This window comes from Agarilytica rhodophyticola (assembly GCF_002157225.2).
Taxonomy (GTDB): Bacteria; Pseudomonadota; Gammaproteobacteria; order Pseudomonadales; family Cellvibrionaceae; genus Agarilytica; species Agarilytica rhodophyticola.
The window spans coordinates 2,889,731-2,901,129 of record NZ_CP020038.1; the positions used below are offsets into that span (position 1 = coordinate 2,889,731).

Annotated in this window: 3 protein-coding genes; all 3 read left to right on the forward strand. The window is 42.6% G+C overall.

Annotation, left to right across the window (positions count from 1 at the left end):
- Nucleotides 1-184: 184 nt before the first annotated feature.
- The 3 genes from BVC89_RS12355 (at nt 185) to BVC89_RS12365 (ending at nt 11,382) form a co-directional block, all read left to right on the forward strand.
- A complete protein-coding gene (locus BVC89_RS12355) occupies nt 185-1,072 on the forward strand; it encodes an FHA domain-containing protein (RefSeq protein WP_086931475.1) in 888 nt (295 codons plus the stop codon).
- Between the two features lie 135 nt (nt 1,073-1,207).
- Nucleotides 1,208-2,578 (forward strand): DUF5610 domain-containing protein, encoded by a 1,371-nt coding sequence (locus BVC89_RS12360; protein ID WP_086931476.1) that lies wholly within the window; start codon nt 1,208-1,210, stop codon nt 2,576-2,578.
- Between the two features lie 464 nt (nt 2,579-3,042).
- The gene (locus BVC89_RS12365; protein ID WP_086931477.1) at nt 3,043-11,382 is read left to right on the forward strand and encodes a thrombospondin type 3 repeat-containing protein; all 8,340 of its coding nucleotides are present in this window, start codon (nt 3,043-3,045) and stop codon (nt 11,380-11,382) included.
- Nucleotides 11,383-11,399: the final 17 nt, after the last annotated feature.

Here is an 11,399-nt window from a genome sequence, read left to right on the forward strand (position 1 = left end):
TAATATATCGGATGTATGTTCATATAACTTAGACTAAACTAAAAATGCATACAAGTCGTTAATCTTATTGAATATTTTGTGCATTTTCACAGTTTATGGTGCTATTTGGGATGACATCGATAGAAAAAGATACTATTGTTCGCCTTATTTCGCGTATCGACATAAAAAATAGGTAATTTAAGGGATGTTGCAACTTGTAAATAAAAAATCGGATAAAGGACCACTATGGCTTGTCGAGCAAAAATATGTGCTCGGCAGTGATAGTCGTTGTGATATTACTATTGTTGACGAGTCGGTCAGAGGTCTGCACGCGGAGCTGTTGGTTAACGGCGATGATGTGGAAATAGTTAATCTTATCGGCGGTCTTGGTTTGAATGTAAATGGCCAGATCGTAAGTGAGAGTAAAACGCTAAAGGCAGGTGATGTCTTCTCCCTTGGTAAAAGCGAGTTTACTTTAGTTGATCCAAAGGCAGTAAGAGCGGCAGCTCCTGTTGTTGATTCTCAAAGTGTATGGTCTTTAAAAGCACTCAATACGGCACTTGCAGATAAAAGCTTTCCTCTCCAGGGAACTCATATCATCGGCCGCTCTCAGGAAAGTGATATTTGTCTTGGTGTGGTTCACCTCTCTCGCAAGCATGCAAAAATATCTGTTAGAGAAAACGGTTTACATATATTGGATTTAAACTCTGCTAATGGCACCTTCATAAACAATAAAAAAGTCAGCCAAGCGCTAGCAGTTGCCGGCGATGAGTTATGTTTTGATACCTTGAGGTTTCGCGTTATTGGCCCTGCTGGGAGCAATAAAGTTATGGAAGCCAGTGTATCTAATGATGCTGATTTGACTACGGTAAGGCCTGCATTACAAGCTGAACATCTGCCTCCGGTGAAGCCTGCGCAAAAAGCCAGTAAACAAAAGTCTCGTCCTGATGCCCAAGCGCAGTCGGCTAGGTCGTCTCAAGAAAGTGCTGTTGTAGCCGAGCCATCAGATCATGCCGATGGTAATAGCCGGGTATTAATTGTGGTCACGGCGCTAATTTTGGGAGTGGGTTTAGCTTGGTATTTTCTAGGCTAGTGATTGTTAGTAGATCCTAAAGATATTTCGGTCTTTGTGAAGACAATTCTTATAAATATTTAATCTTTAAGCTTTCTCAGTATAAGCCGATGTCATAGTTAATGAGATTCCTATCAAGTTGTCAGGATCATAACTATGATTTCTTTCCCCCATGCAAATGCTACATCAGAACTTGCTTCGCAAGCACAACAAGGTGCCAATGTATCTGTGGTTCAGCAACAAGTTGAAACTCAGCAGAGTATCAAAGTTTCTGCTTCATCAACGAGCACTGTAACAATTTCAGGTGAAACTCAACGCAGTCATACTTTTGTTGCCAGCGGCGTTGCCAAGTATCAAGCCATTAGTGATGAGCCACCCAAATCACAAGCGGCGGACAATATATTAAGTTTTATCTCCCAGCGTTTGAAAGCAGATGAACTCGAAGGTGCGGGGGACGAAGATATCGCTGCGCGCCTACAGGCTGGTTATGAGGGGTTTGTGCAGGGATTTAATGAAGCATTAAACGAGCTTTCTGCCGCAGGTTTACTATCGCCGGAGGTAGAGTCGGCACTTAATGAAACCTTTGAAGCTGTGCTTGCTGGTATTGATGAGCTAGCTACTAACTACGGTGTTACTTCACCGGTTGATGATGGTAGTGAGGTATTAAATCAAGAGGAGCAGGGCACCGCTGATGTACAAATTGTCGATACAGATACTGATGATGCGCAGGTGATTAACTTCGGGCAACAGAATACCAGTACTCTAATATCACCAGAAAATACCTTTGCCCAGTTTGCCGAAAACCTAATTAAACCCAATAATAACTTATCTGACATACTGCAAGCGTCTTCTATTAATTATCAAAACCTTATTAATCGAGATTTTAATTTTACTTTGCAAACGAAAGATGGCGATAGGATTACCATTTCAGCATCCGCCAGTCGCGATGAGCGAGGTGCTGTGCAAGCTGCCGATTATCAGTCTGATTATGCTAATTATCAGGCAGGCCGAGTGGCTGTACAAACATATGAAAGTAGTGCATTTAATCTACAAATTGAAGGAGAGTTAGATGAAGATGAGATTGCTGCTATCAATGATCTACTTAATCAAGTGGGAGCGTTATCTGAGACATTTTTCTCAGGCAATATAGAAGAAGCCTTTGAACAGGCATTGGAAATAGGTTTTGATGAATCTGAGATCGCTAACTTTTCTTTAAACTTACGCCAAGAAGTGACCACTAAAGTAGAAACGGTATACACGCAAGTCGCTCAAAACTCAGGCCTTGATAGAGATAATAACGACTTGAGAGAAAGCCTACGCATCGCTAGAGATAATGATAGCCTTTCACGCTTGAGAGACTTTATTGAACTATTAAAGGATGTTAGTGCTAATAGTGACCGTGCAGGGATAAACTTTAGCGAAATACCAGAGCTTGCTAGCAACCTTGCAAAGACACAATCGATTGATGAAGCTCAAGCTAATAAATTAGAAAGTTTTATCGATAAATTTGTCCCTTATTTTTCCTAGAATTTCCATTTGGTCGATGGCTTTTAATACAATTATGCTCTTACAAAACATAACAGTTTTGTGAGGGCTTTTAATATGCTAATTAAAGTTCGTCAAAAATATGTCAGTTATCTCAAAATAAATTAAGACTTTTTTCTTATATCTTTGCCTTCTTTATTCCTTATATAGCTTCTTGCAACTTCTGGCTTTGTCTTTAGGTAATCAAATTTTTGCATTTATCGCTAAATATTCTTAAAAGAGTTATGGAAAATTTTAGCTTTTGTGTGTCGTGTGGTTTTTTGTAAGAGAGTAATTTTTCTCATTTGTTATTAATAAACAGAAAAAAACAGTTTTACTTTTAATATGATTTTTTCTTTTATAGTGCCAAATTCACCATTTATAAATACTGTCTATACTGCTGCTATCGCCGTAAGGTCGAATTTTACTATCAATCCTCTCTAAGTTAATTCCTGCTGGATAGTTATATGGATTCTTTTGCTTCACTATCTTCGTTATCACACAAAAATTTAAACAACATATTAAGACTCATATCCAACACAAAATATGTTATTAGTTTTTTATTTATAGTTGCCCTCACCGGATGTGGTGGCGGTAGTGGCGGAGGTGGCAGTAGTAGTGGCGGTGGAGCCAGTGGTGGAGTTACACCCACAGCTACACCGATCATTACCGCTACACCGACACCAACGGCCACTGCCGAGCCTGGCCTGCAGGCTGTGGCGTTAACTGGGACTGTGGCGAGTTTTCCTGATCCTACACAAGTGGCTTCATCGAATAAGACTCAGCGTAAAAGTTATGGCGTTGGCTCGTATAAAATCGCTTCTTCAGTACAACAATACGCTCAATATAATAAAGTAGGATTGGCTAAACCTGACTTAGAAGATGGCAGTCTAGGCCGTGAAGATATGGTAGCCGCTTCGGCCTTGGTATCCTTGTTTTTATTAGCGGATGTCAACTTTACAACCGCAATTGCAACGGTGCGCACGGATGAAGAAGGTGCTTACACTGTTACTGCTGCAGATGTACTGGATTATCTTGTCAGTCAGAATCTGGTGAGCGCCGATGCAGATGAGGCGACAATAATGTCGGCATTTAGAGCATTAGGGCGTTTGCAAGTGCGGGCTGTTATTGTCAAAGCCGATGGTAATGGTGAACAAAATGCCCTAGCCATACAGTCTATTGCAGACCCTGCTAATATCGACGAGAGTGGCGCACCGATTCCTGTTCCGGTAGATCCTATCGTCCATCGAGTTGTTAAAACTGTTGTCGATCAAATTCGAGATGCTATTGATTCTCTGCGTGACTTAGGTGTGAATGATACGCTGGTAACACAACTAACCGCTTCAGTAATTGATAGCGTGGTAGATGATATAACCCGTGTCGTTGAAGAAGCGGCAAGCAGTGTCATTGAAATTCCCGAAGGCCAAAGTGTTGAAAATGTGATTGCTCTGCAGGAAACACAATTTACTTTGGACGTGCCTCCTGAAGATATCGCACAGCTGGGAGATGTGATTGCTGGAACCGCAACAGATCAGAATGCTGCAATTGTAGCTTTAGAAAGCTCAGTACTCAACGCTAATGAAGAAGTAGCCGCTTCCGATAGCACATTGGCTTCATCGTTAAGTAGTGATCAGCAAGGGTTATTGGCAGGTTTGCAATCAGTATTAGGAGAAACCGTCACAACACAAGTCGATAGCGCAATTGATGCGGCGACAGCAGCCGGAAACTTAGCAAGTATTTTAGATCTTTCCGGCGGGCAAACTGCCGAACAAGTATTGGCGCTGCAAGCCCTGGAAAAAAATCGTCAACTTCGCCGTTCATTGCAACGCTTGTTTTTATCCATGGGCTTGGCGATTGTGGTCGACGAAAATAACGCCGGCGATGGCGGTGTGATTGCAATTAACTTACCCGTACCGCCACATATTGCAGACGCCTCTCTACCCGGGGGGCGTGGTTTCGGTGATCGCAATATTCGCCTATTTAAAATTGGCAGTGGTGATTTAGAAACCGATAGTGATTATACTTCAGATGCCAGTGCCGCACTAGGTGTACCCGATAGCGATGGTGTTCCTCAAGCGCCTTTATATTTCGCCCCCGCACTTTCTGATGTTGTCAGTGACTTATTAAACGGACAGACTTTAGCGGATTTTCAGCTCGCTGTAGATGCTGCTTTTACTCGTATTAGTAGCCCCGATAGCACACCAACCGTTGAAGATTTTAATCTGATTGACCGTTTACGAATATACCACGATCTTACGCTTCGCTTGCAAGAAGCATCTCTTGTTTCTTCAGCGGTGGTCAACTCGCTGGTGGACAACAAAGATGCTACTTTAAAAATAAAACGTTTAGCCGCTGTTATTGCCCAATTTTTCACGTGGGCGAAGCAGGGGGTTAATGTGACGCCTGAAGGGTTTCCAATTTATACTGGTAGAATTGCACCTTTAGAAGGTGGTGCAAATATTATTGACAGCTCTGAACTCGTTCGAGAATTAAGTTTGTCACTTGCACAAACTCCTATCGCTGCAGCAGAACAGTTAACAGGTAAAGTAAGCTTTTATGCACAGTTTGCCGATGAAGCTGTGCAGTCAGCAATACAACAAGCTAGCTTTGCCAGCAGCGTGCAGTTTGACTTAGTCAGTACCTTAATAGATATTTATCCTTCTGATGCAGCAGGTTATCGCGACCTTATTACTGGAACAGAGGCAACCGCAGGCACCCCCGGTACACCAGCGTCACCTGATTATGCAAGAGCACGAGACCGTATTGCCAGAGGCCTAACTTCATCGGTACCGTCGACGCTTTTTGGACGCACACTTACTAGTGAGAGTGACATTAATATTCGTTCAGCACTATTTTTCTTAACTTTTTTACTGCAGGGAGAATTTCTTATCTCCCCTGAAGAGGGGTTCTTCGTTGAAGATCAGATCAATGGCAACACACGATTACTGCCTAATTTTAATAATATAAAATTCATGCAAGGCTCGGATTCGGTAACGGTTGCGACGCTGGTATCTGAATTACTAGATATTACTCTCATTGCCAATGGCGACTTTTTCACGATTGCTAACAATACTTTAAATACAGGTTTAACAGGCTTACCTGTTCTGCCTGAATTTAAAGAGCAAAATATTGATGACTTTGTCGATGATTTAGGTGCTCGTGCCACTAGCGTCGATGTTAGTTGTACGGTAGAGCGTTTTGATGGGCTTGATCCAAATGCCGGTAGTAACCCTCTATCGCTTACTATTTTTGCCGTTGATTACGATGAAAATACAGGAGCGTTTGTTAAAGGTGATGCAATTAGTGCTACGGTTAATAGTACTTCTGTTGTCGCTAATGGTTTAACTCGACGTACTTACACTATTGAAGGTTTATCCCCTGAAGTACAGTCTGGTGTTTTTGGTCGTGATTATGTTTTACGCTTTGATATTGCTAATTACCAAAATGATTTACCAGAGCTTTTCTTCTGGGTGGATGGCTTTAGCCCAGAATTAAATCTTTGCGATAGTGAACTTCCATTATTCATAGGTCCAGATAAAAGTTTCGCGACGATACCCGGGCTTGGTCTTATCAGTGATCAGAGCCGTCCCAATACTGATGGCAGTAGTTCACCTGAAGGTATTGATGTTTCCAATTTTGAACAACCCGGTGCACCTATTTATCTCACTAGTGAAGAAGAGAATGCTGGTCTAGGTGTGCTAGATTTCACTTTCAGTTCTACCAGCACAGGATATTCTGTTGATGCTATAGATAGTAATGTTGGTTTTGCGCCGTTATATGGCGGTTATGTCAATGGCGAACTACAAGTTAGTTTAAACCAAGGTTCACAAGATCAGCTAAGAGGTTTAGCCAACCTTATTGGTGCAAATATTCGTGGTCTTTTAGAATCTGTCATCGCCGATGATAGTGTTTTAAATACTAGTATTAGTATCGACGGTGATATTAGTACGTTTGAGCATGATTTAATTTATTTAATGCGTGATGCCGGTGGTAAATTTTGGCTTGTTGAATTACGCTTTCTCGACATTTTCACACTATCAGATACGGCAGGAACTCAAGGCTTTATCGACATTGGCTTTGCCAGTATAAATAATCTTGGTGACATCGGCATTCCTGAAGCAGCCTTTGGTGATTTGCCCGGCGGCTCCGATACAGGTAATGGCCCTGGTAGCGGTGCCAATGTCTTTTTTCAAAATATGTTGTACGGCGATTGGTTGGTTCTAGACCCTCCCAGTGGTTATACTGGCCCATCGCTGCTTGAGGCGAGGGAAATATCCTTCGGCGGCAACGATGTGCATTATGATGCTTTAGAAACTGCTACGGATGGTATTGTTATTCGCTATGCAAGTGACCATTTTGAAGCGAATATTTCAGCCGTCGCTGACTTTGCTGATACTTTTGGTACACCTCCTGATTACACTACTATTCCGGTTCGAGTTGATGCCGGTCGACAAGGTATTACCCTGGTTAAAATTAACTTTAACCAAACGACATTGTCTTGGGTGATGGAGCCGGCACCTGAAAATGCTGCCGCTTTTACAACTAACCTTGCCCATAATGATTTAATTGCAGTGTTTAGTGATGCTGCTGATGATCCGCAAACGCCTGTTTATCTCGGTCGTGTGTTGCGAGAGTTTGCCGCTAATGACCCTCAAGCAAATTTTGAAATTGCCTTTGAATGGATTCGCTTTGCTGACGTTAGCAATCAGACTTCTGATGGACAGCAAGATCCACGAGAAGTGATATGTTTTAACCAGGAGCAAGTCAATACTTGTCCAGAGAATCATCCAGGCCTTTATTTCTCATCTGATTTAAACACGATTGTGGGGTCAGTATTTGACCAAGATTTTGATGGTGTCGCCGCGTTATTTGATCCTAATGACAATGATCCAAATGTTCCTGGAAATTTCAGCGATGGTTCTACTCCTGGCAATATTATGGAGGGACTAGAAATCATTGCATTTGCAGAATCTGATGGCGCTTCTGGTATTGATCAGAGTTTTTTGGTTGAAACATTTAATGTTTATCCTGGTGATATTCAAGTAGTGAGCGTTCGCAGTGAAATTTTTGGTGACAACAGTACAAGCCAAAATATTTTTACCTGCTCACCACCATCCAATAATAATGGTCAATTTACGGATTTTTCATGTTCTGCTCGCGATGTAGATGGCACGGTGAATGTTGTTAGTGCCTTCCAAAATGGCAATAGTGTTGGATTTAATTTGGAGGTGCCAGAAGCGACACTTAGTAATTTATCTAATCGTATTAACTTTGACTATGAGATTATCTTTAGAGTCCCCACCGACTTAGACGGTAATGTCTTTATGTGTGGTGATAGCGCTTGTCCTGCTCGCCCACCTGTTGCAGGAAGCGTATCTGTATTGCTACCTGATAATGTGGCTGTCATCGAAGATTTGTCTATTACTATTGGTACCGAGCAACCCACTAATGTTAGTAACCTCAGTAGCCTTGATGTAACGCGAGAATTTACCATTGCCGCCGATCCTATTCCTAACGCGGTAGAATATGAACTCAATATCTTTTGTGCTTCATCTCAACCGGGTGAGCCTTGGTTACCCGAAGAAAATATTTCATTTTTTGCTCCAGCGAGAGACGAAAGTGGACGCAGTATCCAAGCGAATTTCCAAATCCATGTTCCTTGGATTGGAGGGCGCTCATGCGATATTTCTTTTAGTGCTCGCCTTGAAAATGATGCTGGAGAAGAAATTGGTATCAGTGCTCTGACGATTGAAGATATTACTACTACCGGTGGTGGCGGTGTATTTGCCGATAATGAGTTTGAGATTATCGTTAATCAAGATGTGTGTTTGGTGGCAGATGCTGCTGGATTGCGCTCGCCTCAAGTTACTGATAACTGTGCAGATCAGGATCGTTTATTTACACTGACGACCTTAACTGCCAATGACGATGGTACTCTTGCCACCATCACTCTGGGCAACGGTGTTTTAGATGCGCGAGTAGATGGTGGTCGACTAGGGTTGACCAGTGGCGAATTAGGTGAGGGTGCGGTAATTACATTTAATACCGATACGTCAATCCAAGGTGATATCGCTTCGCCAACTTGTGGAGTTATTTCGACAGATAATTTCTCTGATACTTGTACTAATGGCGAGCTGAGCACGCTTAGCTCCGACTTTTTCTTTGTTGCCAATAATATCATGACATTAGATGCATCTCTTTTATCCGTACTGGAGTTGCGCGATCCCAGCCAAACTATGTTGACGTCAATTGCTCTGGATAGTCCTGGCTTTTATTTATTAGTTGAGCCTAATAGTAATGAAACTATTATGGAAATTCAGATTGACAGTTTTAGTGAAGCTAGCGGTGAAATAAAAATATTTGCACATTTCACTCTCACCGCAGGTTTCAATGAATATCAACAGGGTGATAGTAGCAATACCTTGGAACTGACTGCGCCGGGTTTTATGTCGATCAATCATGATTCTGGGCAGCCTGTAGATTTTGATATTCGTTTTGTCCGTTCTGAAGAGATGGGTATAGCTTGGTTTTTACCACCACCACGTGCAGATTTAGCAGGCGATCATGATATTAATAGTGATGGCGTCAATGATCTTGCCGTGAGCTTTGCCTCAAACCAATGGACATTTACCTTTGCTGGTGGGAGTGACGGCGTAAGCTTTTTAGAAGTCTTCGGGGTTAACGGGCCGCAAGTTATTGATGCCAATTCGACTGGTGAATATGAAGTCGTCGTCGACGAACGCGACGTTAGTGTCGAATTTTTTGGTCGCTTAGGTAGCGATGATTTTCGTGTATTCAGTGAGTTTGATGGTGCCGGTCAAGGCTTTATTGAAACAGAAGTATTCTTTGGTGGGCCTGGTGGTGGCAATCCCGGTGATCCCGGAGGCTGCTCTGATTGTCCACAGTCACTGGCAAATACATTTGTCACTGAGGGCATTGTAAATCTTTCCGATAATGCTCAAGCAGGTGGACTTAACTTTGATGACGGCGGAGCGGTTCTCGCCAGTTTCAATGTAACATCGACTATTATCGAGGTTTCTTTACCAGCGGGTGTTGCCGGCACCACATTAGAAATATTTGATCCGATTACCCAACAAGCGATAGAAGATAGCAGCTTTAGCTTTACTCGTGATGGTGGCTTCTTTTTTGTTAATTATCGAGATAACAATGGCGCCAGCTACGAATTTCATATCAACGATTTTGGTGTTGACGTACAAATTAATGTATTTGCAGAGCTTGGTAATGGTAGTCCTTTACCTACCCCTGGCCAGGACGATTTAGGTAACACGGATATTGATGGTGACGGCATCCTCAACAGCGTGGACAATTGCAAAGTCATTGCTAATCCGCAACAGCAAGACGCAGATCTCGATGGCTTAGGCGATGTGTGCGATCTTACTGTACCCGACATTGCAGGTGTTTATAAAATAGAAATTTCTCACGCAGTGGCAAGCCAGGATTTTGATGAGCTAAGTGGGAATTGTGTGAGCGCTATTGATGAGTCTCTCATTGTTAGAATGGATACGCTCGGTAATCAACTATTTTTTACTATCGTTGGCGAGGAAGACCCTGAGTTAGTGGGTGTTATGGCGGATACAGGAGACTTTAGTTTATTCGATCCCGACGCCGATACTTTTCAAAGTAGCGCGGGTATTTTCAACCAGCAAACAAGCGGTTTTAGTTTTAGCTTTAATGACCAAGAAAATAGTCAAGATGGAAGTATCGTCTGTAATGTTATGGCGGACGTTACGGCCACGCCGCCGACAGCAGTTGAAGAGCAAGCAGCTTTTGCAACAGGTGTAAGTTGGTTTGAAGCCCATCGCAGTGAAAACGGTGTTGCGGAATTTGAATATGGCACTATCCAAACGGCGAGTATTGAGCAAATATTTATGTGGGACTTTTTCGCGCAACCTGCTGCTTGGATTGATATCTCTGCTGAGCAAATGGGCGTTGAGCAATATCTTACTGACAGCGGTATTATTTCTGTTGATGACCTTTTGTTCGTGGAAGGTTTTATTAATGCACCAAACACGGCCATTTTGCATCCGACCACTAACGGTAATGTTACCACTATTCAAACCTATCACATGGATCTTGAGGTTTTTGATATTGAGGGAATGCTTGCGGTTAATGCCATTGATGAACCCTTTGGTATAGGCCTAGATGATAGTGTTATTTTTCCTAATGGTGCACAAGCATTTGTAGCTAATATTACAGTGCAAGCCGATGCCTATCGTTTTGAATGTGATCATCCTTTTGCGCCCGATACCTTAAATTGCCAGAATATTGTTTCAGTTAGTGACGGTAGCGGTGCTGCGGTCCCCGCTATAAGTTTTGATGAAGTTATTAACTCTGATACGGAATTTAGTGCGGGTACTACTGTGGGTGCTATTTGGGGCGGCCAAGGGTTCGATGAGCAGGGCGAGTTCATGATTGATATCCATCTAGTTTCTAACGATGGCTTATCGACTGGTAACGAGTTGCGCGCTGTTATCAGTAAGCGTTCGATTGTTGCTGGCGCCATTCCAATGGTACTCGATACTGTGCAAGTCATTGCCACAACTATCGGAGGCGTCGATGTACTGGAATTTACTATCCCTGAAAATATTGCCATGATGGGCAATCTCGATAGAGACGATAGGGTACCGTTTATCTTTGTGGAAAGTGGTATTGAAAACTCACCTTTTGTGCGTCTGGGCAGAAAAATCCTCGCGGGAACAGCGTTTGAGGAAATACTATTTAATGAAAATGCGCGAAATACTATTCGCGATAACTTTAATCCGCCCTTGCCACCGTCGCTGCCATAGGTTCGGAGCGGATAAAG